General features: G+C 37.6%; 19 protein-coding genes. 5 read left to right on the plus strand and 14 right to left on the minus strand.

Going from position 1 to position 22,386, the window contains the following annotated elements; all coding sequences use genetic code 11:
• Positions 1 to 8 precede the first annotated feature (8 nt).
• From EA772_RS04435 to EA772_RS04475, 9 genes are all read right to left on the minus strand, one after another.
• Positions 9 to 791 carry a DUF1080 domain-containing protein gene (locus EA772_RS04435; RefSeq protein WP_124911409.1) on the minus strand — a complete coding sequence of 261 codons (783 nt, stop codon included), beginning with the start codon at positions 789 to 791 and terminating at the stop codon, positions 9 to 11.
• 68 nt (positions 792 to 859) lie between these two features.
• The gene (locus EA772_RS04440; protein ID WP_124911411.1) at positions 860 to 1,177 is read right to left on the minus strand and encodes a DUF2892 domain-containing protein; all 318 of its coding nucleotides are present in this window, start codon (positions 1,175 to 1,177) and stop codon (positions 860 to 862) included.
• Positions 1,178 to 1,247: 70 nt separating this feature from the next.
• Positions 1,248 to 4,139: a DEAD/DEAH box helicase gene (locus EA772_RS04445; protein ID WP_124911413.1), complete on the minus strand. Its 2,892-nt coding sequence runs from the start codon at positions 4,137 to 4,139 to the stop codon at positions 1,248 to 1,250.
• A gap of 132 nt (positions 4,140 to 4,271) precedes the next feature.
• Complete coding sequence (locus EA772_RS04450) at positions 4,272 to 4,847, minus strand: pentapeptide repeat-containing protein (protein ID WP_124911415.1); 576 nt, start codon at positions 4,845 to 4,847, stop codon at positions 4,272 to 4,274.
• 187 nt (positions 4,848 to 5,034) lie between these two features.
• Complete coding sequence (locus EA772_RS04455) at positions 5,035 to 5,712, minus strand: OmpA family protein (protein ID WP_010602406.1); 678 nt, start codon at positions 5,710 to 5,712, stop codon at positions 5,035 to 5,037.
• Positions 5,713 to 5,887: 175 nt separating this feature from the next.
• Positions 5,888 to 6,580 (minus strand): ABC transporter ATP-binding protein, encoded by a 693-nt coding sequence (locus tag EA772_RS04460; protein WP_116168980.1) that lies wholly within the window; start codon positions 6,578 to 6,580, stop codon positions 5,888 to 5,890.
• A gap of 2 nt (positions 6,581 to 6,582) precedes the next feature.
• The gene (locus EA772_RS04465) at positions 6,583 to 8,055 is read right to left on the minus strand and encodes a DUF5687 family protein (RefSeq protein WP_124911417.1); all 1,473 of its coding nucleotides are present in this window, start codon (positions 8,053 to 8,055) and stop codon (positions 6,583 to 6,585) included.
• 57 nt (positions 8,056 to 8,112) lie between these two features.
• Positions 8,113 to 9,393: a replication-associated recombination protein A gene (locus EA772_RS04470; protein ID WP_124911419.1), complete on the minus strand. Its 1,281-nt coding sequence runs from the start codon at positions 9,391 to 9,393 to the stop codon at positions 8,113 to 8,115.
• Between the two features lie 181 nt (positions 9,394 to 9,574).
• Entirely contained in the window at positions 9,575 to 10,882 is a 1,308-nt protein-coding gene (locus EA772_RS04475; protein WP_210405075.1) for an MFS transporter, read from the minus strand.
• A 135-nt stretch (positions 10,883 to 11,017) separates the two neighbouring features.
• Between EA772_RS04475 and EA772_RS04480 the strand changes: the two genes are divergently transcribed.
• Positions 11,018 to 11,749: a class I SAM-dependent methyltransferase gene (locus EA772_RS04480; protein ID WP_124911421.1), complete on the plus strand. Its 732-nt coding sequence runs from the start codon at positions 11,018 to 11,020 to the stop codon at positions 11,747 to 11,749.
• Between the two features lie 94 nt (positions 11,750 to 11,843).
• On the opposite strand, the gene hisS is transcribed toward EA772_RS04480, so the two are convergent.
• The 3 genes from hisS to EA772_RS04495 form a co-directional block, all read right to left on the minus strand.
• Positions 11,844 to 13,235: a histidine--tRNA ligase gene (gene hisS / locus EA772_RS04485; RefSeq protein ID WP_124911423.1), complete on the minus strand. Its 1,392-nt coding sequence runs from the start codon at positions 13,233 to 13,235 to the stop codon at positions 11,844 to 11,846.
• 372 nt (positions 13,236 to 13,607) lie between these two features.
• Positions 13,608 to 14,351, minus strand: coding sequence for a LytTR family DNA-binding domain-containing protein (locus tag EA772_RS04490; RefSeq protein ID WP_124911425.1), 744 nt, complete (start codon positions 14,349 to 14,351; stop codon positions 13,608 to 13,610).
• A 1-nt stretch (position 14,352) separates the two neighbouring features.
• Positions 14,353 to 15,996: a sensor histidine kinase gene (locus EA772_RS04495; RefSeq protein WP_124911427.1), complete on the minus strand. Its 1,644-nt coding sequence runs from the start codon at positions 15,994 to 15,996 to the stop codon at positions 14,353 to 14,355.
• A gap of 526 nt (positions 15,997 to 16,522) precedes the next feature.
• Between EA772_RS04495 and fumC the strand changes: the two genes are divergently transcribed.
• From fumC to EA772_RS04515, 4 genes are all read left to right on the plus strand, one after another.
• Positions 16,523 to 17,920 carry a class II fumarate hydratase gene (gene fumC / locus EA772_RS04500; protein WP_010600542.1) on the plus strand — a complete coding sequence of 466 codons (1,398 nt, stop codon included), beginning with the start codon at positions 16,523 to 16,525 and terminating at the stop codon, positions 17,918 to 17,920.
• Between the two features lie 268 nt (positions 17,921 to 18,188).
• The gene (locus tag EA772_RS04505; protein ID WP_124911429.1) at positions 18,189 to 18,545 is read left to right on the plus strand and encodes a hypothetical protein; all 357 of its coding nucleotides are present in this window, start codon (positions 18,189 to 18,191) and stop codon (positions 18,543 to 18,545) included.
• 1 nt (position 18,546) lies between these two features.
• The gene (locus EA772_RS04510) at positions 18,547 to 19,101 is read left to right on the plus strand and encodes a fumarate hydratase (RefSeq protein WP_246834038.1); all 555 of its coding nucleotides are present in this window, start codon (positions 18,547 to 18,549) and stop codon (positions 19,099 to 19,101) included.
• Position 19,102: 1 nt separating this feature from the next.
• Positions 19,103 to 19,909, plus strand: coding sequence for a S1/P1 nuclease (locus EA772_RS04515; protein WP_116168971.1), 807 nt, complete (start codon positions 19,103 to 19,105; stop codon positions 19,907 to 19,909).
• Between the two features lie 88 nt (positions 19,910 to 19,997).
• Here EA772_RS04515 and aspS read toward each other — a convergent pair whose 3' ends face one another.
• Both aspS and EA772_RS04525 read right to left on the minus strand, forming a co-directional pair.
• Positions 19,998 to 21,743 carry an aspartate--tRNA ligase gene (aspS, locus tag EA772_RS04520; protein ID WP_124911433.1) on the minus strand — a complete coding sequence of 582 codons (1,746 nt, stop codon included), beginning with the start codon at positions 21,741 to 21,743 and terminating at the stop codon, positions 19,998 to 20,000.
• Positions 21,744 to 21,961: 218 nt separating this feature from the next.
• On the minus strand, positions 21,962 to 22,366 hold the full coding sequence (locus EA772_RS04525; RefSeq protein WP_124911435.1) for a hypothetical protein: 405 nt from the start codon (positions 22,364 to 22,366) through the stop codon (positions 21,962 to 21,964).
• Positions 22,367 to 22,386: the final 20 nt, after the last annotated feature.

Below are 22,386 nucleotides of genomic sequence, written 5' to 3' on the forward strand. Positions count from 1 at the left end.
GTTTTGATTTATAATTCTCTTACCCAAATGTTTCTAAAACTAATCGGAGGGCTTGGGTCGCCATGATCTTGTAATTTAATCGAGGCTGCACCATGTTTTTTGTATTCCGGAGCGCCAATCCATCTGGTTTCTCCTTTTAAAACGTAGTTGTTTTGAAGCAAAATACCATTTAAAAATACCGTAACCGAAGCTGGTTTCTCAACGGATCCATCAGCTTTGAAACGGGGAGCATTCCAGATGATATCGTAGTATTGCCATTCACCCGGTTTTTTACTCGCATTTGCCAAAGGGATACTTTGTTTATAAACGCTTCCGGTTTGTCCGTTTACATAGGTTTTATTATTGTAAGTATCCATAATCTGGATCTCATAACCATCATCGCCACCACCTGTAGAAGCTAAAAACACACCACTGTTGCCTCTAGCCTGACTTTCTCCAGATATATTGGTTGGAATTCTCCATTCCATGTGTAGTTGATAATTCGTAAACTTCTTATTCGTTTCAATATTTCCGGTTCCTTTTTTCACGGTAAAAAAACCATCGTCTATTGTCCATGCAGCCGGTTTTGAAGGATCTTTAACCGAATGCCATTCATCCAGATTTCTTCCATTAAATAACACGATGGCATCTGAAGGCGCATCCTGAGGAAGATTTCCCGGGGTGACCACTTTCGGAACGGGTTCCCAGATTTCTGTTTTCGCTGCCTCTTTCGCCGGATCGGTTTTCTTTTCCTGTGCAAGTGCTGACATGCCAAATAATGTTGGAATAAAAAGTAATGCGTACTTGTTCATAATTGGTATTTAACTTTTTAAAGTTAACCAGTTTATTAAGAAATGGAGATTTCGTATTGAATTTATTACTACAAATCGCTTGAGATGATCGTTTCTTTGATAATGATCTCTTCCGGTTCCAAATCTAATTCCTTTTGTTGCTCTGCCAAATCACGCATTGGACAATAACCAGTTAAACCACGATATAATAACCCGGCACCAACAGCTGCTCCGGTTACACCAATTACAGGATGCGAAAAAACACTGGTAATACCTTTAAATAATAAATAGCTTCCAACTATTCCTGAAAGGATTCTTTCAGATCTTGAAGTGTTTTGAAATAATTCGGGATATTTCCATGCCTCTTTAACATTGTTAAGGGCTGTATTTAAATTTTCATTTGTCATGATGGTAGATTTTATGTTTACCTAATAACAAATTGATCTTAATACAGTTTTAATAAAGATTTAGTAAAATTTATTTCAGCAAATCCCGTATATCGTCTTTACTCAACGATTTAAAGAAACTTTCTTCTGTGGTAATTAGCGAACTCGCCAGCGATTTTTTGCGGTTTTGCAACGCAAGAATTTTTTCTTCAACCGTATCTTTTGCGATGAACTTATAAATGAAAACTTTTTTGTCCTGCCCGATACGATGCGTCCTGTCAATGGCTTGTTGTTCTACTGCCGGGTTCCACCACGGATCGAGGATAAAAACGTAATCAGCCTGGGTTAAATTTAAACCCACACCGCCAGCTTTTATGGATATTAAGAATACTTTCAAATCGGTATTCTGCTGAAATTCTGAAACAATTTCACCACGGTTTCGGGTTGCGCCATCCAGGTAAGCAAATGGAATATTTTCGGCTTCAAAATGTTTCTTGAAAATATCCAGGTGTTTTACAAATTGTGAGAACACCAAAACCTTATGACCGCCTTTCAAAACATTATCAAGGGTATGGATAACATTTTCAAACTTTCCGGAATCAGACTCGTACTCATTATCGATCATCACGGGGTGGTTAGCCAACTGGCGAAGCGCTGTTAAACCCTGTAAAAGCTGAACTTGTTTTTGAGCAAAAGTGCCATCATCCATGCTTTGCAATAAATCATTTCGATATGCCGATTTTGTTTTTTCATAATAGGCCGCCTGATTCTCACTCATGTCGCAGTAAATCACCTGTTCCGTTTTTGGTGGCAATTCGGCTGCCACCTGTTCTTTTGTTCTCCGAAGCACAAATGGTTTTATAATAGATTGAAGCTTTCGGGCTTTCTCCTCATCCTTTTTCTTTTCTATCGCCTGAACATATTCATCGTAGAAAAATGCCTGGGTGCCTAATAAACCAGGGTTGAGGAAGGTAAGCTGCGACCATAAATCGCCTACAGAGTTTTCAACCGGAGTACCACTTAAAATTAGCCTGTATTTGGATTTTAAACTTCTCACCGATTTGAAAGACTTTGAAGCCGGATTTTTAATATTCTGGCTTTCGTCCAGTATGACATAATTGAAGTAGAAATTTTTCAATTCTTCTACATCCACCCGCGTTACGCCGTATGTGGTAATCACGATATCGTAATTTGCGAAATTGGCCACATCCTTATTTCGGTTACTACCGGTGTGGGCATATATTTTAAGTTTTGGCGTAAACTTTTTTGCTTCCGTTAACCAATTATAAATCAAAGAGGTAGGCATGATAATTAGCGACGTTGCATGCAAACCCTTAGCCTGGTCATCTTCTTTCACTTTTTGCAGCATCGCCAGAGTTTGGATGGTTTTACCCAAACCCATGTCATCAGCCAGGCAGCCGCCAAAATTATATTCCCGTAAAAAACTAAACCAGTTATAACCTGCTTTCTGGTAATCACGCAAACTGCCTTTAAAATTGACGGGCATTTGTGTATCAGCAATATCTTCGAAATCCGTTAAACGTTGAAGTTTACGCTCTAAAGTCACATTTGCCAAGCTATCTTCAGCTAAATCGTTAATTAAACCAATATGGTGTTTCTTAAGCTTCAGGTTAGCACCTGTTTCGGCAAGACTAAACAAACTACCATATTGCGTAAACCATTTTTCCGGAATGATGGCCACCTCGCCATCGGGCAATAAAAACTCACGGCGTTTATGTAAAATGTGTTGTTTTAAAGATAAAAACGGAATCTGGTATTTCCCGAACCACACCACGGCATTGATATCAAACCAATCGTTACCTTCTTTAACTTCTAAATCTATTTTATTGGCACCAAAAACGAAACGTTTCTGCCCTGTTGATTGCTCGATTTCAAAACCTGCAGCCTGCAGTATTTCAATATGCTCGTTTACCCAGTTAATTGCGGCATAACTTGGATTTTCCTCCTCCGCGGCAACCTCGAGATTGCTAAAAAGTGAACTTGTTTTTTTTAACCCCAATGATAACAGCAAATTAAACTGCTTCTTTTCCCAGTCTGCCGATCTTTTAATGCGGTGGAAAATATAATTATCAGCAGTTTTTTCTAAACGTACCGTTACCTTATGTGCATTTTCTACAGGAAAAGTATATTCACCATACTTGAAGAATAACTGTATTTGCGATAGCCCACCATCAACATATAAAACTTTAATTACCGGTGTGGCTTCAAACTGCTCTGTTCTAATTTCAAATCCCTCGGCATAAACATGGTGCTTTTCAATCAATGGCGCTACAAATTTTTCGAAATAAGTTGCTTCAGTTGATTTTGGTATGGCAATATATCGTTTAGCTAAAAACGGCTGAAGTTTTTTTCCTTCAATATCCTGATCAAAAAAGTAAAGCACATCATTTAATAATAACCATGCAGGTTTATTACTAATGATTTGCGCTTCCTTGAACATGAATTCGATCCGCAGGTTTTGATATTTGATGGTCGGAAAATACCTGGTTTCGGTTTCATTTCTACGAAAATGAAAAAGGATTGACGCGGGTTCGGTTGCGAGTTCTATTTTACGTTCCACCGGCCAACCGTCTTTATCCATTACATAAAGTTCATTTTTTATTTTAAGTATCTCAAGTGCTTCAGCGAGTTTCTTTTCGATTTTTGGCCGTACATTTTCATAAAACTTGGTATCGAAAATCTTTGTAAAAAACTCGGTTGGCCTGATTAACTTTTTATAATATTTTTTGATGATCGAATCCTGTTCAATATCGTCTAAAATCTTAATTAGTTTATAATCGGTATCGGTCAGGCAGGCGCCGAATTCTTCAGCCGTATGCGTAAAAATTCGTTGATAGGTAAATGAAAAATCACCTTGCGGATTTAACTGAACAATGTGAGGTTCAATTAAATAGCCTAAATACTCATGTTTGCACAAGGAGTACACCACTTTACAAGCTTTAGAACTATCGACGCGTAACATTGATGGGAAATAAAATTTTTATAAGCTACCCGCTTAAAAAACTCTAAACTTACAATATTTTAGGATTACATCAAAAGAAGTATAACATTTTTAGGGAAGAAAGATAATAGCGTTTAAACCTGTTTAAGGACACTATTGACTAATCACGATATCATACTTGTGCAGTAAGCCACCCAATCCTGCCTGCGAAAATCTGGCTTTTTTGATGCGGTTTTTGTCTGGATCGATGGAAAAGTTACTGGCGCTTCTAAAATCAACTTTTTCCAAAATCGTCCTATCGAAAGTTGCTCCCGATAAATCACAGTTTTCAAAAGATGAGTTTGATAAATCACTCTCAGAGAAATCAACTTCTTGCAACTGCGTATTTTTAAAGGAAGTTTTTTTTAGTTTGAGCTTGTAAAAAGAAGAGTGATCGAGTTTGCAGTTATTGAAGCTGAAGGCTAAGCCAAAATCATTACAATTTTCAAAGCGTAAGCCTAGCATTTTGCAATCGCTGAAATGAATATCGTTTAGCGCAGTTTTAGTTAAGCTTGCCATACTTAGGTTACAGGCATTGAATTCACAATCAAGAAACTTTACGCCGCTTAAATCAGAATTAGCGAAATTACAATTGATGAACTTGCAGTTTTCATATTCTGCCTTTGGCAAAGCCCTTATGCTGAAATCTTCTCTATCAAATGTTTGCTCGGCGATATAATTTTCGGACATTGGAAACCTTCGTTATGCATGCGAAGATAAAAATTATGCCTTATTTTTTGCCCCTTGATTAATCATTTTCTACAAATGACCAGTTGATTTTTAACAGCTTGGTATACTGCCAAAAACAAAAAACCCTGGTGTTTTGCACCAGGGTTGGATATATAATGACCTCATAGGTAGAGGGAATTTTCAAATATTATCCTTGTGTTTTTGCTGTGTTTTTCAAAGCATCGTTAGCAACGATTACAATTTCTACACGACGGTTAGCTGCACGACCTGCATCAGTTTCATTATCTGCAATTGGTTCTGCAAAACCTTTACCAATTGTTACTAATCTTGAAGCCGGAACACCTTGTGAAACCGCATAAGCTTTAACAGCTGCTGCTCTTCTTTCTGACAATCCTTGGTTATATTGTTCAGTACCACGGCTATCAGTATGTCCAATTACTTTAATATCAGTATCCGGATATTGATTTAGTGAAGCAGCTAAACTCTGAACATTTGTTTTTGCAGCATCTTTAAGCGCTGTTTTATCAAAGTCGAATAAAATTCCGCTATCAAATTTTACAATGATACCTTCTCCTTCGCGAATAACTTCAGCATTAGGAATTGCTTTCTGAATTTCTGCAGCCTGTCTGTCCATTCTACGACCAATAAAAGCTCCAGCTGTACCGCCAATAGCACCACCAATTAATGCACCAACAGCCGTATTACCAGCTTTTTTACCGATTAATGCACCAACAACACCACCTGCAGCAGCACCAATACCCGCACCTTTTTGTGTTTTAGTTAAACTATCACAACTTTGGAATGCCATTGAACCTACCGCTAATCCTATACTTAATGTTGCTATTTTTACTTTTGAAATACTCATAATAATCTAGATTTATAATTCTACAACACGTATTCAAACACAATGCCAAAAAACATCCTGTTGAAGTTTTAATTAAATTTTAATGTTGCGAGCTACTCAAAAAAGTTGTTGAGCACAAAAAAAGAGCTTCTGTTAATTGAAGCTCTTTTAGATTGTATCATTCTTAGTACAAATGTTAAGCAGAAAAATAACTCTCTAATTCTTTAAGTGTATTTTCATCTGTTGCAAAATCTTTGATGATTCGGCCTTTTTCAACCAGAATTATCCGATTGCACACGTCTGTTACATGATTTAAGTCGTGGCTGGAGATGAAAGTGGTCATATTGCCAGGATATTCCTTCAATAATTTTTTTAATCTAATTTGCGTCGTTGGATCAAGGTTGGCAAACGGCTCATCCAGAATAAGTAGTTCGGGCTTTTGCATCAATGCCGCAGCAATACCTACTTTATTTTGGTTGCCTTTGCTAAAATCGCGGATATATTTCCCACTATTTAATATCTCACCATTAAAAAACTCCCCATATTGAGTCAAATAAGTCCCTACATCAGCTACGCTCAAATTATTTAAGCTACCAATAAATGTGAAATATTCTTCAGGTGTGAGGTAATCGATCAAAAATCCTTCATCTAAAAAAGAAGCTGTATAATCTTTCCAGCTGTCGCCATTCATTACGTTTTCGCCTTTTGATAAAACGGCACCTTCTGTCGGGCGGATCAAATCCAGCAACATCCTGAAAAATGTTGTTTTTCCGGCACCGTTATTTCCGACCAAACCAATCGTTTCGCCTGGTTGAATTTGTAGGTGATTAATGTCTACAACTGTTTTGTCGCCGTAAACTTTCTTCAAACTTTTTATTTCAAGTATCATAATTATTCTCTAAAGCCTTCGGCTATTTTATAACGTTGTTTTTCAAATTTTGCTGTGATCAGGTTAACCCAGAAACCCCGCATCAATAGGTTAGCTAATCCAAATATGCCAACTGCAAACAATCCCCAATAGGGTTTATCTGTTAAACCAAATGGCAGATACATTAATATGGGAAGCAACAGGAACGGAAAACCCAATATCCACTGCGTGGCACCTACGCCTTGCCAGTTAAAACTTGCACTTTTATTGATTTCTAATCGTTTGTAATTTAACGTTGCAAAGTATAACACGATGACCGTTCCAAAACCAATGTTGTATAAAAAGGCCGCCAGATGAAGTAACAAAAGTTTTGGACTTAAAAATCCGTAGAAACTAGCTAACAAAGTAATGATGATAGAGGCAATTGTGAAGAGTAAAAACTTTGCTTTTATAAAATTTTTCAAATCAATTTTGTTGGTGAGTAAGCCATCGAAATGAGCACTTTGCCAGGCAAACATAAACTGCCCGTAGGTTAAGATTGAGAAACCCGTCATGAAGATCGCCGCAAAAATCATCATCCCAAAAGAATCGGCATCGATCATAGGTTTTTTGTAAAAAAGAAACCCATAAAACAGGAAAAGAAATCCCATAAGCACCGAATTTCGAGGTCGTTTATGGCGAATAACCAGTTTTAATTCTAGTGCCGCTAACTCTCCAACCTTTCCAAAACGATTTAAGAAGGCATAGTCTGTACTTACTTTTTTCTCCTGTTTGGAACCGAGTTCTTCGATATACAAATTGCTACGTAAAAAACTGGAGTTAACATAGAATACCACAAAAGCCGCTAGGGTGAAACCAAATCCAAAATAAGGCCTTTCTCCAATGGCACGGAAAACAAAGTCAGATACGTTGATTAACGAAATAACTTTAAAATACTCCAGGGCGGCAAAAATGGTAATAACGATAATGCCACCCAGCGTGAAAAGCAAATTTGTAATTGATTTTCTTTTGATATAAAGGATGAGATAATTGTTAAATAAAGTAATTGAAATAATGGAAACAATATACATAACAGCAGCAAAACCGCCGTATTCATCAATAATCTCCATGAAAATGAAAGGGAAAAACAGAAAAATAGGCCAAATATTGAAGGCTGAAAAAAGTGCCTTGATATTTAAAAAGTTGATGATTTTACCTTTCGGAACTTTTAAATGCAAATAAGGAATGATGCTTAAAGTTGGAAGCTCCTGAAGCTGTAAACGCATCACAAAGTCTAACGCAAAATAGTATAAAATAACTCCATTGAAACTGGTAAGGATATCTACACCTTTAAATATTTCAGGCAAAAAAATCGACATTCCAAAACCCACGCCCACGGCAACTGCCAAGAAATAAAGCATAAAAAAGCCCAGAACAACCTGAGCAGCAATACTACCACCCCGGTTTCTCGAACGCCAGAAAGATTTCCTTTGGTGGCTTAAAAAAGTACTCAGCATATTATAAGTTTAGTATTAGTTCTTTTTATTAGTAGCCATTTGTAGCGAAATGTTACACTAATAATTGTATTTGTCTTTCCAGTTTTGTTTTAACTTTTCACGCAGCTTTTCTTCTGCCGGGTTTTTCCCCGGATCATATAATTTTGTTCCACTTAGCTCATCAGGAAAATATTCCTGAGCTTCAAAGTTCCCTTCATAACCATGAGAATATTTATAGTCTTTTCCATAGCCAATATTTTTCATCAATTTGGTTGGCGCATTTCTAATGTGAAGTGGAACGGGCAAGTTACCTGTTTGCCTCACCAGTGCCTGAGCATGATTAATGGCTTCGTAAGATGCATTGCTTTTTGCAGAACTGGCCAGGTAAGTAACGCATTGAGATAAGATAATCCTGGCTTCGGGATAACCGATTACATTTACTGCAGTGAAACAATTATTGGCCAAAAGCAAGGCATTTGGATTGGCATTACCAATATCTTCTGATGATAGAATGAGTAGTCTGCGGGCAATAAATAGCGGATCTTCACCGCCTTCAATCATTCTGGCCAGCCAGTAAACAGCCGCATTAGGATCGCTACCACGAATGGATTTAATAAAAGCCGAGATGATGTCGTAATGTTGCTCGCCAGCCTTATCATAAAGCGCCAGATTTTGTTGCGCATGTGCCAGAACATTCTCATTTGTTAGCGTAATTTCATCTCCACCGATGCCATTGATCGCGATTTCTAGAACGTTCAAAAGTTTACGGGCATCGCCGCCACTCAATCGAATTAAAGCTTCATGTTCCTTAATGGTAATGTTTTTTTGAGCTAGAACGGAGTCTTTTTTTATTGCCGTTTGAAGCAACCCCGCCAATTCATCTTCAGTAAGAGATTTGAGGATGTATACCTGACAGCGGGAGAGCAAAGCGGAGATGACTTCAAAGGATGGATTTTCGGTAGTCGCACCAATCAGTGTTACCAACCCCCGCTCTACAGCACCAAGCAAACTATCCTGCTGCGACTTACTGAAACGATGAATCTCGTCTATAAACAAAATCGGTAAACCTAAAAAACTATGTTTAAGCTGTGCTGCCCGATCAATGACTTCGCGAATATCTTTTACGCCACTGTTAATTGCGCTTAAGTTAAAAAATGGCCGATCTAAAGCCTGAGAAATAATATAAGCGAGGGTTGTTTTGCCTACACCCGGAGGCCCCCAAAAAATCATCGATGGGAGCTGACTGCTTTCAATTGCCTTACGCAAAACGGCATCAGTTCCAACCAGATGTTTTTGCCCAACATATTCATCTAAATTTTGAGGGCGCATTCTTTCGGCTAGTGGAGCTTGGTTTTGCATAATGGTAAAGATAGAAAAATTGAGGTTTTTAAAGGCGTTTTTGCTACAAATTTCAGCCGTGATATTCAACGTCGTACGAGATTTTTAATCTTTAAAATCTTAATCTATGCAATTCTCCTATTGATATTTACAGGTTCAATTTGAGATAATTATGCAGATCCCAAAATCATATTATTTTAGCTCAATCCTCTATTTTCGAATGGTGTTTGGTATCTTTCATCGTGGTATATAAAATTAGAGAAATCAAAATGCAGGCCGTAACATACCAGTAAAAATAATTTTCATGACCGATGTTTTTAAACCACAAAGCGAAATATTCTGCCGTTCCTCCGAAAATGGCAACGGTTAGCGCATAAGGCAACCCCACACCCAAAGCCCTGATTTCTGCAGGGAACAATTCTGCTTTTACTACAGCATTAATACTGGTGTACCCACTCACAATAATTAATGCACCGATCATCAACAAGAATATAATTGTGGTGTTCGTTTCACTTGCCAGACCAGTTAATATTGGAACAGTACATAAAGTACCCAATACCCCAAAGCCAACCAACAAAGGTTTTCTACCGATTTTATCTGACAATAATCCGAACAGTGGTTGCAAAACGGCGAAGACCAAGAGCGAAATAAATGAAAGCATTGTTGAGGTTTCTTTGCTCAGATGAACCGTATTGACCAGAAATTTTTGCATGTATGTGCTAAATGTATAAAAGGCAATAGTTCCGCCCAAAGTTAAGCCTACAACAGTAAAAACTTCTTTTGGATATTTCATGAGCACTGCAATGCCTCCTTTTTTCTCTTCCTTATTCTTATTTTCAAACGCTGATGTTTCAGCAATGTGCCTTCGAAGATATAACGCAATGAAAGATAGAATCGCCCCTATAAAAAAAGGTATTCGCCAACCCCATGCACTAAGTTCTTCTGGCGTAAGCAACCAGTTTTGTAAAATCAATTGTATCCCCAATGCTAATAATTGACCACCGATTAATGTTACGTATTGAAAACTCGAATAGAAACCGCGATGTTTCTGGCTGGCCATTTCGCTGAGGTAGGTGGCAGATGTACCATATTCACCCCCGGTGCTTAAACCCTGAATTAACCTGGCAAATACTAATAGCAAAGGAGCAGCAATTCCGATCTGTTTATAGCCTGGTGTTAAGCCAATAATCAACGAGCCAATTGCCATAATTAGTACCGAAAGTGCCATCGATTGTTTTCTGCCTTTTTTATCGGCAATGCTACCAAACAACCATCCGCCAATCGGCCGCATTAAAAATCCTACAGCGAAAATCCCTGCTGTATTGAGTAATTGTGCCGTTGGATTACTATTTGGGAAAAATATCGGCGAAAAGTATAAAGCAAACGCAGAATACGTGTACCAATCGTACCATTCAACCAAATTACCCACCGAACCACCAAAAATAGATTTAAGCCTATATTTCACATCATTCATTTCTTCTGGCCTAAAATCGTTCAAGGTATTATTCATGCGTTTGGAAGTATTGATTTTCAATAAGTGATTTAAACACTAATTGATAACTTTTGTTTAATTTGTAAGATAGCTATTAGCATAACTGATTTGCAAAAAAGTATTCAAAAAATCACTTACTTATCGAAATTAAACATGAAAGACAACTTCTCTACACAGGCGGCTGAATATGCCATCTATCGTCCAACTTACCCACAAGAGTTGTATGACTATCTTTTTTCTTTAGTGAAAAGTAAGGATACCGCATGGGATTGCGCTACAGGAAACGGACAGGTTGCCCGTGTTTTAGCGCAACATTTTCAAAGTGTTTATGCTACCGATATCAGCGAGAAACAATTGAATCAGGCGATGAAACTGCCTAATATAGTTTATCAGGTAGAATCTTCAGACAAAGCAAATGTTCCTGATCAAAGTTTTGATTTAATTACAGTTGCACAAGCTATCCACTGGTTTAATTTTGATGCGTTTTATGGAGAAGTAAAGCGTACACTTAAACCAGATGGCTTGATCGCCGTGATTGGTTACGGCCTGATGTTTATTGATAAAAAAGTTGATCAGGCGATTCATAAATTGTATGAAGACATTTTAGGAAAATACTGGGATAGCGAACGTCGTTATATTGAAGAAGGCTATAAAACCATTCCGTTTCCTTTTGAAGAGATTGTTGTACCACATTTTCAAATTAAAACATCGTGGAATTTTAACCAGATGGTTGGATATTTAAATACCTGGTCATCATTGCAGCATTATAAAAAAGCGAATGAAAGAAACCCTTTAGAATATATGTTTACGGAATTGAAAGAAGCCTGGGGCAATGATGCTGTTAAGGATGTACATTTCCCGATATTGCTTCGGATAGGAAGATAGTTGTTAACCGAAAGAAATAGAAGAGAAAAACGCAAAGGACTGCAAAATTGAAGGTTTAATTTCTATCTCAGCTTGGCGTCCTTTGCGGTTAGGCCTATTTCAATACATCCAGAATACCCAAAACCGTCAACTTCTTTTGCTCGCCACTTTGCATATCCTTTAGCGTCAATTCGCCGCTTGCAATTTCATCGCCACCAATTAAAATTACATAGGGGATATTTTTAGCATCGGCGTAAGCCATTTGTTTTTTCAGCTTTGCTGATGAGGGATAAAGTTCTGCGGAAATACCAGCACTTCTTAATTGTTGCAAAATCGGCAAGGCATATTTTTCTGCTGCAACATCGAAATTACTAATCAAAACCTTGGTACCAACTTCTGCAGATGCAGGGAAAAGATTCAATTCTTCCAACACATCGTAAATTCTGTCTGCACCAAAAGAAACGCCAACGCCTGTTAAATCTTTCAAACCAAACATGCCCGTTAAATCGTCGTAACGACCGCCACCACCAATGCTGCCCATCGCTACTTCGTTGGTTTTAACTTCGAAAATACAACCTGTATAATAGTTTAAACCACGAGCCAAGGTAATATCTAACTCAAGTTTTGCCGTTAATGGCAGTCCATAAGAAATTAGACTTTCTACGTATTCGAAAACCTGCTCAATTTCTGTAATACCCTTTAAGCCTGTTTCTGAGGTCGCTAAAACTTCTTTTAAGCTTGCTAATTTTTCTTCGTTTGTTCCCTCTAACAAAATAACCGGACGAAGTTTTTCTAAATCGTCTTCAGTAAAACCACGTTGTAATAATTCTTTACTCACCCCATCTAAACCAATTTTATCCAGTTTATCGATGGCTACGGTCATATCAATAATTAAATCAGGTTTACCTATAATCTCGGCAATGCCTGATAGAATTTTTCTATTATTAATTTTGACGGTGAAATCTTTCAAGCCTAATTTGCCTAAGGCTTCGTTATAAATCAGGATAAATTCTGCCTCGTTTAATAAACTTTCAGAACCTACTACATCTACATCACATTGGTAAAATTCACGGTATCTGCCTTTTTGCGGTCGGTCGGCACGCCAAACCGGCTGCACCTGAAAACGTTTGAAAGGTAAAGTGATTTCGTGTTGGTGCATCACCACGTAACGAGCGAAAGGAACGGTGAGGTCGTAACGAAGTGCTTTTTCAGAAATTAAAGGAATCAATTGATTACTGTTATCATCCTCAGTAAAATCAAAGGATTTCTTCTTTGCATCTTTTAAATACTCACCACTATTCAGAATTTTAAATATCAGTTTATCGCCTTCATCACCATATTTTCCGGTTAAAGTAGAAAGGTTTTCAAAACTTGGTGTTTGAATTTCCGCATAACCATATTTCCTGAAAACCGATTTAATGGTATCGTAAATAAAGTTGCGTTTTACCATTTCAACAGGCGTAAAATCGCGTGTACCTTTTGCTAACGAGGGTTTAATAACTGACATAGCCGCAAAAGTACAAAAAGGTTTATTAACCACGGATATGTTTTACTGCAAGATTAGAACGGTCGGCGTTGCGAGGAACGGGGCAATCTTCATGCGATCGCTATGACTTAATTCTTATTGAAAGGATTTCCTACTATCTGTAGCAATTATGGTAGAGACGCTAACGATTGTTTCTTTTCACAAGATAAACAATTAACCAAACGATCAATCCTACTGGGACCATTAATAAAATGCAAACCACAAGAAGTATGATTATTTCGGGAGTGCCTAGCATTGCTGCGTAAGCAAAGTTTATTAAGCAAACTAAACAGAAAGTTAAATAGAGCGATTTTAGCGTTTTCATAACTTAAATATAATAATATTTGTAAAATACTACTTCCCCAAAACAGCTTTTACCATTTCTCTATTCGGTTTCGAAACCGGAATTTTATCCCCGTTATTCATCAATAAAGTTCCGCCATCTTCTTTAAGCCAGCTTTTTACATATTTTGGATTTACCAAATGACTTTGATGCGCCCGAATGAAACCCTGAGGTTTCAGCAGATCAGCATATTCTTTCAAGGGTTTGGAAATCAAGATTTTTTCATCTGTGGATAAGTAGAAAAATGTATAAGTATTATCTGCAACGCAACGTACGATATCATCAATCGAAACATAACGGATTTCATGTTGCTGTGGCAATGCAATTTTTGGAACGGCAGGCTCGCTTCTTTTGATTTGATTCAGCAAAAAACTGAGCTGCTCGCTATTCATCTTATTTGTAATTCGTTCTTTGGCTTTTGAAACCGCAGCAATTAACTCATCAGGATCAACAGGTTTTAGCAAATAATCGAGGGCAGCAAACTTTACGGCCTGGATGCCATAATTGTCGTATGCCGTAACAAAAATAACTTCGAAAGTTTTTTCAGGCAACAAGTTTAGCAAATCAAAACCTGTGGTTTTGCCCATTTGGATATCAAGAAATAGCAAATCTGGTCGATGCAGCTTTACTTTTTCAAAAGCATCATTTATGTTGTTGGCAATAGCTACAACCTTAACTTCTGGACAGTTCTTGGCCAATAAAACCTGTAAGTTCTCTAAATTTGGCAGCTCATCATCTACTAAAATTGCCCTCATTTTACAACCATTGTGTTAAAGTTATAGTAACTGTTGTTCCGTTGGTATCAGATTGAATATCCAAAATGAAAGGTGTTTCTTTATGAATTGTGTTCAGTAAAGATATTCGATTTTTACTCAAAGCCAAACCTAAGCCATTGTATGTTTGAGTTGTATCGAAACCTTTGCCATTGTCAGATATTTTTAGCACTAAATTCGACACTTGCTTTTCAAAAGTTACTGTAATTTCACCATCATTACCTTTTTCTGCAATTCCGTGTTTAACTGCATTTTCTACAAAAGGCTGTAAAAGCATGGCTGGAATTTCTATATTTTCTTTGTCTAAATAGGTTGAAGCATTTATTTTGTATTGAAACCCAAAGCGTAATTGTTCCATTTGCAGGTAATCATCTAACAAGGTTTTTTCTTCAGTTAAACTTACCAATTCCCGGCTCTCCAAAACATTGCGGGTTAATCGGGCGAACTTGCTGAGGTAACGGTTTGCAAGATTGATTTCATTTTTATTCATCAGGTTTTGAATGCCCGCTAAAGCGTTAAACAAAAAGTGCGGATTGAGCTGCGAACGGACTGAGTTAAGTTTGAGTTGAGCCACCTCCTTTTGTTTGGCCTGCTCAGCTACTTTTTCTTTAATCTGTTTGTTTTTGACATAAACAACTAGGCCTCCGGTTATTGCGCCTACTATTAAGGAAAAAAGTAATCCTGAGATGATGAGCTGTTTTGTTGAGAATTGGTTTTCTTTTTCAACCTTAAAACTGAAAGCAGTTTGATTAAACTTATCTCCTAAAGGTATTTTACCAATTTTCGGATAAATGAGAATTTCATACTTTCCAGCATTAGCAAAATCGGTAATGGGCAATTTACAAACAAAATTTCCTTGCCAATCGATTTTCCAAAATGGCTCATCAATAAGAAAAACCTCTTTTTCTCCACTATCTTTTCGGGTAATTTTAACTTTGTACAACCAAATATTCTCTATTGGCTTCACCCTTATCTCTGCATACGTTAATTTATTATTGTAATATGCACGTCCATTAAATTTTATCTCTTGTATTTTATTGTTAACTATCTCCTTTCGAATAATTTCATTTTTTTCATTTCTTTTTATTTTGACAGGCGGATTATTATACATCTCAACAAACCTGGTATTTAAAAGCACGGCAGGATTTAATTTTTTATTAAAAAATGTTATTCTATTTGCATCGTTGAGCTTTCCTTTTTCATAAATTATTATTGAAATTGTTTTGTCTTTAATATCAAAGCTTCCAAGATGGGCATAAAAATGATCTCCATTTTTACTTATGTCTTTACCTATTGCATCATTAGCTAGAAAAATGGAGTCATTTAAGAGAATAGTATATCTTAGATTGCTGAGCTTCGGCGTTTCACCCGACAAAAAAATTTCTAAATTTTTGGCATTATCTAAATAGACTAAAGAGGATTTTAAGTCATTTGGGTTCGAAATTAAAGAGCTAATTTTCTTTGTTGCTAAATCTGAGCCAAAAATAATCGAATTACCATTTCCTATCGGGTGGGAATAGATGCTTTTAATCTTATTGGCATTTGGGTAGGTATATACTTCTTCTGGATATTGAGCAATAGCTTTTATTGAAACGAAAATGAGTAGTAGAAGAATTATCTTTTTCATAATTTAAGTTTTAATTTCCATAAAGCTCCGCGATACATCTGGCTTAAAAAACCCCAAAATAGTAAATGAAACCATTAACTTAGTAATTGAATGGTTTCGGGCAGGATTTAGATTCCGTTGGCTAAAGCCGAACGGCAATGAACTTTCTGTTTTGTTAACCCTTGCCGTTGGTTTCGACCAACGGAACAATGATTAAACGCTTTGGCCTTAAGCCAAAATCTGCATTATGCTCCTTTATTGATTGTAGTTTCCAGGCCACCCCAAACCCGATGGCAGCGGAAAGCTTTTTGTTGCCGTGTTTCGACAAGCTCAACATGACAATCACAAAAACTTTAAGCGAATCAGCGGGGCCGAACCTGACAAAAGAACCACTTCAGCACCTTTCCATAAAAATCTGCATGATTTATCAATCTGATTAGTCGAACCGGAAGAAAAACAGTTACATCAACCGTTAGTAAATATCGAATATAATACCTTGCTTTATAGGCAAAAAACTTAAATTTGCGACAACAAAAATCAAATTATAATGAGTTTCAGAATAGAACACGATACCATGGGCGAGGTTCAGGTGCCTGCCGATAAATACTGGGGTGCACAAACCGAACGCTCACGCAACAACTTCAAAATCGGTCCTGAAGGTTCAATGCCTAAAGAAATTATTCATGCTTTTGGCTATTTGAAAAAAGCTGCGGCTTTAGCAAATACCGAGCTTGGCGTACTTTCCGCAGATAAAGCTGATTTAATTGCCAAAGCTTGCGATGAAATTATTGCCGGCGATTTGGACGACCAATTTCCGTTGGTAATTTGGCAAACCGGTTCTGGTACGCAAAGTAACATGAACGGAAACGAAGTAATTGCAAACCGTGCTCACGTAATTAATGGCGGCGCATTGGCTGATGATAAAAAAGTGCTTCACCCGAATGATGATGTGAACAAATCGCAATCATCAAACGATACTTACCCAACTGCAATGCATATTGCAGCCTATAAATTAACGGTAGAAAACACCATTCCTGGCTTGGAGCAGTTGCGTAACGCTTTGGCTAAAAAAGTAGAGGAATTTTCGGGCATTACCAAAACCGGCCGTACCCACTTTATGGATGCTACGCCTTTAACTTTAGGGCAAGAATTTTCAGGTTACGTTCAGCAAATCGACAACAGCATCAGAGCCATTAAAAATGCTTTGGTTATGGTTGCTGAGTTGGCTTTAGGTGGTACAGCTGTTGGTACTGGTTTAAATACACCAAAAGGTTACGATGTTTTAGTGGCGCAAAAAATTGCCGATTTAACAGGTTTACCATTCGTTACCGCTCCAAATAAATTCGAAGCTCTAGCGGCTCACGATGCCATGGTTGAACTTTCTGGTGCTTTAAAACGTACTGCCGTAGCGCTTATGAAAGTGGCGAATGATGTGCGCATGTTAAGTTCTGGTCCGCGTTGTGGTATTGGCGAAATTGTAATTCCAGATAACGAACCTGGTTCTTCTATTATGCCAGGAAAAGTGAATCCTACACAGCCGGAAGCCTTAACAATGGTTTGTGCCCAGGTTATTGGTAATGATGTGGCGGTTTCTGTAGGTGGTATGTCTGGCCATTTCGAGTTGAACGTTTTTAAACCTTTAATCGCAGCAAACGTTTTACAGTCGGCTCGTTTAATTGGCGATGCTTGTGTTTCTTTCACGGTGAAATGTGCGGAAGGCATTACGGCTAACTTGCCAGAAATTGAGAAACATTTACAAAACTCATTGATGTTGGTTACGGCTTTAAACCCGCATGTAGGTTACGAAAACGCAGCTAAAATTGCAAAGAAAGCACACAAAGAAAATAAAACATTAAAAGCTGCAGCAGTTGAATTAGGCTTATTAACCAACGAACAATTCGATGAATGGGTTCGTCCGGAAGATATGGTTGGTAGTTTGAAATAATCCCAGTAGCCTAAGAAGCGGAACTTCTTTCTATGGCTCAATTATAGTCATAGAGAAAAGTTCCTTTAGGGATTTAGCGAAAAGCAGGGCTTTCATTCTTCGGATTCGACAGCCCCGCTTTTGCTACAAGTTTTTTTAAACTCCTGTCATACTAACAATTATTCAACGTTGATGCAATAAAAAAAGCTTTCCGCCTCAATCGGGTTTATTTAACAAATACAGCAACTCAAACTCAGTTTGCGTAGCGCATAGAGAAAAGACTTAAAATATGGGAAGTTCGTTCACCACAACACTATTCAGTTTAATTTCGATTGTTCCGCAACTAATCGGTTTTATTGCTTGCTGCTATTACATTTCGAAGCAGGTAAAAGCCGATTCAATACTATTGATTATTGGATCTGGTATTTCGTTGTTACTAACAATATTCTACCATTTTGTGATGCCATATTTCACGCAGAGTAGTGGTCTTTCAATACTCGACGCGACAAGTTATTATACGATTGCTGGAGTGATTGGCTTTTTCGCAGGAATCTGTTTTTCAGTAGGTTTATTCATGCTGGTTAACAATACTTTAAACGCGAATAAAAATTTTCCAAAGCAATTCCCACCGAATGAGTTTAAATAGTATGCTCACTAATATTAAGTTTAATCAATTGGGAAAAATCGAAAACTCGATTCAATTTAAACATCTTTACCTTTTGGCTTTTGCCCTTTACCTTTTACCTCTTTTAAGCGCCTGTACCCGCTTGCCAAATGTTCAGGGCAAGGGAGAAGATTTTATGCAGGGTGTGTGGAATCAAGATTCCGTAGCCTATAGCAACAAATTAAGCAATTACACCAAACACCGTTTTAAGTTCACCTGCGATTCGGTTTACATCGATTTTGAAACCCACAGCAAAGTGAATTTTTATGAAGATTCTTGCTACAACAATGGCATTTGGAAAGAATACGCGAAAGGTGTTTATGGCGTTAAAGGCGATACTTTAATAGTTGGTGCTACATTTACTCATGCCAATTACAAACAAAAAATTTCAGGCTGCTACCGCATTGGCCGGTACGAAAGAAATTTCCTGATCAAGAAAAAATCAGCAGATACTTTAGTTTTAGAAAGCATGAGCGATCAGCGAGAAATTACATTATCCTTAAAAGAAAAAGTTACCTGCGTACAAAAAGAATTATAAAATGAAATTTACATCAATTAAAAAGAAATTAGCCACCGTTGCGGCCATCGGTTTTTTAGCTTACTTGCCCATTCAGGCTAATGCCTGGGGCATGATTGGTCACCGTGTGGTGGGCGAAATTGCCGATAGTTATTTGAAAACTAAAACCCGCAAAGCAATCCAATCCATTTTAGGCTCAGAAACCCTGGCGATGTCGGCTAACTGGGGCGATTTCATTAAATCAGACTCTACCTATAATTACCTATACAACTGGCACTTTGTAAACTTACCCGCAGGGCAAACCAAAGATGGTATCTTCAATTTTTTGGAAACAGAAAAATCGCCAAACCTGTACAACAAAATTATCGAATTAACAGCTGTTTTAAAAAAATCAAGCAGCACAGCTGATGAGAAAAAATTGGCCTTACGCATGTTGGTACACATGGCTGGCGATTTATGCCAACCAATGCATGTAGCCCGCAAAGAGGATTTAGGCGGAAATAGGGTTTCGGTTTTATGGTTTAACGAAAAATCGAACTTACACCGCGTGTGGGATGAACAATTGATCGAGTATCAACAATTAAGCTATACTGAATACGCAAAAGCCATTAATCACCCTTCTGCTGTTCAGTTATATAACTGGCAAAACACCAGCCTGAAAGAGAATGTTTATGAATCTTATCTGGTTTGCAATAAAATCTACGAAACCACTAAACCAGATTCGAAATTAAGCTATCGCTACAATTTCGACTGGGTTGAAACTTTAAATCAGCAGTTACTTAAAGGTGGCGTTCGCCTGGCGAAAATGCTGAATGATATTTATGGATAAGAATTCCAATGAACAAAAAAAAAGCGCTGACAATCATCAGCGCTTTTTTTATACCTTGAATAAATTCAGAGTAGCATTTATTAGATCACTACAAATCAGTTTTGATCTTCAATTCTTTTAATTGTTTATCATCAATTGTACTTGGGCTATCGATCATCACATCTCTACCTGAATTGTTTTTAGGGAAAGCAATCACATCACGAATCGAGTCTAAGCCAGCAAAAATCGAAGTTAAACGATCGAAACCAAAAGCGATACCACCGTGTGGAGGTGCGCCGAATTCGAAAGCATCCATTAAGAAACCAAATTGTTTTTGGGCTTCTTCTGCGCTAAATCCTAAATGTTTGAACATTAAAGCCTGTAATTCTCTGTCGTGAATACGAATAGAGCCACCGCCAACTTCAGTTCCGTTAATCACCATATCATAAGCGTTAGCACGAACATTTTTAGGGTCAGTATCTAACAAAGCAATGTCTTCTGGTTTTGGTGAAGTAAACGGGTGGTGCATGGCATGGTAACGTTCGGTTTCCTCATCCCATTCCAACAGCGGAAAATCAAGCACCCAAAGTGCTGAAAAAGTATTTTTATCGCGTAAGCCCAAACGGTTACCCATTTCTAAACGAAGTTCGTTTAGTTGCTTGCGCACTTTATCAGTAGAACCTGCCAGGATTAAAAGCAAATCGCCTTTTTCTGTAGCAAAAGCTTCGCTCCATTGCTTTAAATCTTCTTCGTTAAAGAATTTATCTACTGAAGATTTGATGGTTCCATCTTCATTATGGCGAGCATAAATTAAACCTGTAGCACCAATTTGCGGACGCTTGATGAAATCAGTTAACTCGTCTAATTGTTTACGGGTATAACTGGCTGCGCCTTTTGCATTGATACCAACTACCAATTCAGCGTTATCAAAAACAGGGAAACCTTTTCCTTTTACCAAATCGTTCAGTTCTACAAACTGCATATCAAAACGCGTATCTGGTTTATCAGAGCCATATAAACGCATCGCATCAGCGTATTGCATACGTGGCACTTCAGGTAAATCGTAATTACGAACTTCTTTAAACAAAGTACGGATTAACCCTTCGAAAGTGTTTAAAATATCTTCTTGTTCAATGAACGACATCTCGCAATCAATCTGTGTAAATTCAGGCTGGCGATCGGCTCTTAAATCCTCATCTCTGAAACATTTCACAATCTGGAAATACCTATCGAAACCAGAAACCATAAGCAATTGCTTAAAAGTTTGCGGCGATTGAGGCAAAGCATAAAACTCACCTTCATTCATACGGCTTGGCACCACGAAATCTCTTGCACCTTCTGGTGTAGACTTGATTAAAACTGGTGTTTCAACCTCAATAAAATCTAAAGCATCTAAATAACGGCGAACCGATTGTGCCATTTTATGACGTAAAACCAGGTTGTTGCGAACCGGGTTACGGCGTAAATCCAAATAACGGTATTTCATGCGCAACTCATCACCACCATCTGTTTCATCATCGATCATGAATGGAGGTAATTTTGCAGCGTTTAAAATCTCTAAAGCAGAAACTTTAATCTCTACATCACCGGTTGACATTTTTGGGTTTTTGTTGCTGCGTTCGACAACAGTACCAGTGGTTTTAATTACAAACTCACGACCTAACGAACGTGCTGCTTCGCAAAGTTCACGGTTATCATCCATGTTAAAAACAAGCTGTGTGATACCATAACGATCGCGGATATCAATGAAAGTCATACCGCCTAAATCTCTTGATTTCTGTACCCAACCACACAGGGTTACACTTTCGCCTAAGTTATTGAGGGTAAGTGCACCACAAGTTACTGTTCTTAACATATATTGTAATCTAAATTAAGCGGCAAAAATACCGAATTTGTTTTAAAGTTTTTGAAAGAAGATTTAATGAAGTTTTGAACGGGTTTAAATCAATTATAATTTAAGGATACTGCTTAAAGAAACGGACATTCCTCTGTTAGATACTTGTCGAAGGGGAAGATTAGTACAGATATTGCCGATGAGTATTTTCGCGATGGCAGCTTTAAAAGATCAGGAATTTAATATTTCTCTTCCAAAACTACCTCAACAGCAAGCACCTTCCATTCGCCACCAACGTTTTTCCATTGGTAAACTTCTTCTGTTTGTATGGTTTGCTTTTTAGAAAAAACAAGCAAATTGGGTTTAATGATAATTGATTTACGGGCAATTTTTTCAGTAAACACCTCGTTTTCAAAGGCTGATTTTATCCGGTAATGACTTGTTTCAATGCTTTTTGAATTTCTAAAAAGGCTCTGAATATCAGCTTTATAATCTCTTAAGTTTAAGGTGACCGAATTGGAACCAGTGAATTGAAAAGATGGATCGAAGATTAAAAAGTAGTGATCTGAATCTTTAGCTTGTAAAGCCATATCTTGCTTTTTGTGTAGTACATCAATTTCTGAAATGATTATATCGGTTTCCATGGCATGAAGTTAACGGTTTG

It is taken from the genome of Pedobacter sp. G11, from assembly GCF_003860265.1.
In the GTDB taxonomy this organism is placed as follows: domain Bacteria; phylum Bacteroidota; class Bacteroidia; order Sphingobacteriales; family Sphingobacteriaceae; genus Pedobacter; species Pedobacter agri.

Excerpts from the sequence above, each read along its gene's own strand:
- EA772_RS04465 (WP_124911417.1), bottom strand. The coding sequence starts at position 8,055 with ATGCTGAGTACTTTTTTAAGCCACCAAAGGAAATCTTTCTGGCGTTCG.
- EA772_RS04435 (WP_124911409.1), bottom strand. The coding sequence starts at position 791 with ATGAACAAGTACGCATTACTTTTTATTCCAACATTATTTGGCATGTCA.
- EA772_RS04510 (WP_246834038.1), top strand. The coding sequence starts at position 18,547 with ATGCTCACTAATATTAAGTTTAATCAATTGGGAAAAATCGAAAACTCG.
- EA772_RS04440 (WP_124911411.1), bottom strand. The coding sequence starts at position 1,177 with ATGACAAATGAAAATTTAAATACAGCCCTTAACAATGTTAAAGAGGCA.
- EA772_RS04445 (WP_124911413.1), bottom strand. The coding sequence starts at position 4,139 with ATGTTACGCGTCGATAGTTCTAAAGCTTGTAAAGTGGTGTACTCCTTG.
- EA772_RS04460 (WP_116168980.1), bottom strand. The coding sequence starts at position 6,580 with ATGATACTTGAAATAAAAAGTTTGAAGAAAGTTTACGGCGACAAAACA.
- EA772_RS04525 (WP_124911435.1), bottom strand. The coding sequence starts at position 22,366 with ATGGAAACCGATATAATCATTTCAGAAATTGATGTACTACACAAAAAG.
- EA772_RS04470 (WP_124911419.1), bottom strand. The coding sequence starts at position 9,393 with ATGCAAAACCAAGCTCCACTAGCCGAAAGAATGCGCCCTCAAAATTTA.
- EA772_RS04475 (WP_210405075.1), bottom strand. The coding sequence starts at position 10,882 with ATGAATAATACCTTGAACGATTTTAGGCCAGAAGAAATGAATGATGTG.
- EA772_RS04490 (WP_124911425.1), bottom strand. The coding sequence starts at position 14,351 with ATGAGGGCAATTTTAGTAGATGATGAGCTGCCAAATTTAGAGAACTTA.
- aspS (WP_124911433.1), bottom strand. The coding sequence starts at position 21,743 with ATGTTAAGAACAGTAACTTGTGGTGCACTTACCCTCAATAACTTAGGC.
- hisS (WP_124911423.1), bottom strand. The coding sequence starts at position 13,235 with ATGTCAGTTATTAAACCCTCGTTAGCAAAAGGTACACGCGATTTTACG.
- EA772_RS04495 (WP_124911427.1), bottom strand. The coding sequence starts at position 15,996 with ATGAAAAAGATAATTCTTCTACTACTCATTTTCGTTTCAATAAAAGCT.
- fumC (WP_010600542.1), top strand. The coding sequence starts at position 16,523 with ATGAGTTTCAGAATAGAACACGATACCATGGGCGAGGTTCAGGTGCCT.
- EA772_RS04505 (WP_124911429.1), top strand. The coding sequence starts at position 18,189 with ATGGGAAGTTCGTTCACCACAACACTATTCAGTTTAATTTCGATTGTT.
- EA772_RS04480 (WP_124911421.1), top strand. The coding sequence starts at position 11,018 with ATGAAAGACAACTTCTCTACACAGGCGGCTGAATATGCCATCTATCGT.
- EA772_RS04515 (WP_116168971.1), top strand. The coding sequence starts at position 19,103 with ATGAAATTTACATCAATTAAAAAGAAATTAGCCACCGTTGCGGCCATC.
- EA772_RS04450 (WP_124911415.1), bottom strand. The coding sequence starts at position 4,847 with ATGTCCGAAAATTATATCGCCGAGCAAACATTTGATAGAGAAGATTTC.
- EA772_RS04455 (WP_010602406.1), bottom strand. The coding sequence starts at position 5,712 with ATGAGTATTTCAAAAGTAAAAATAGCAACATTAAGTATAGGATTAGCG.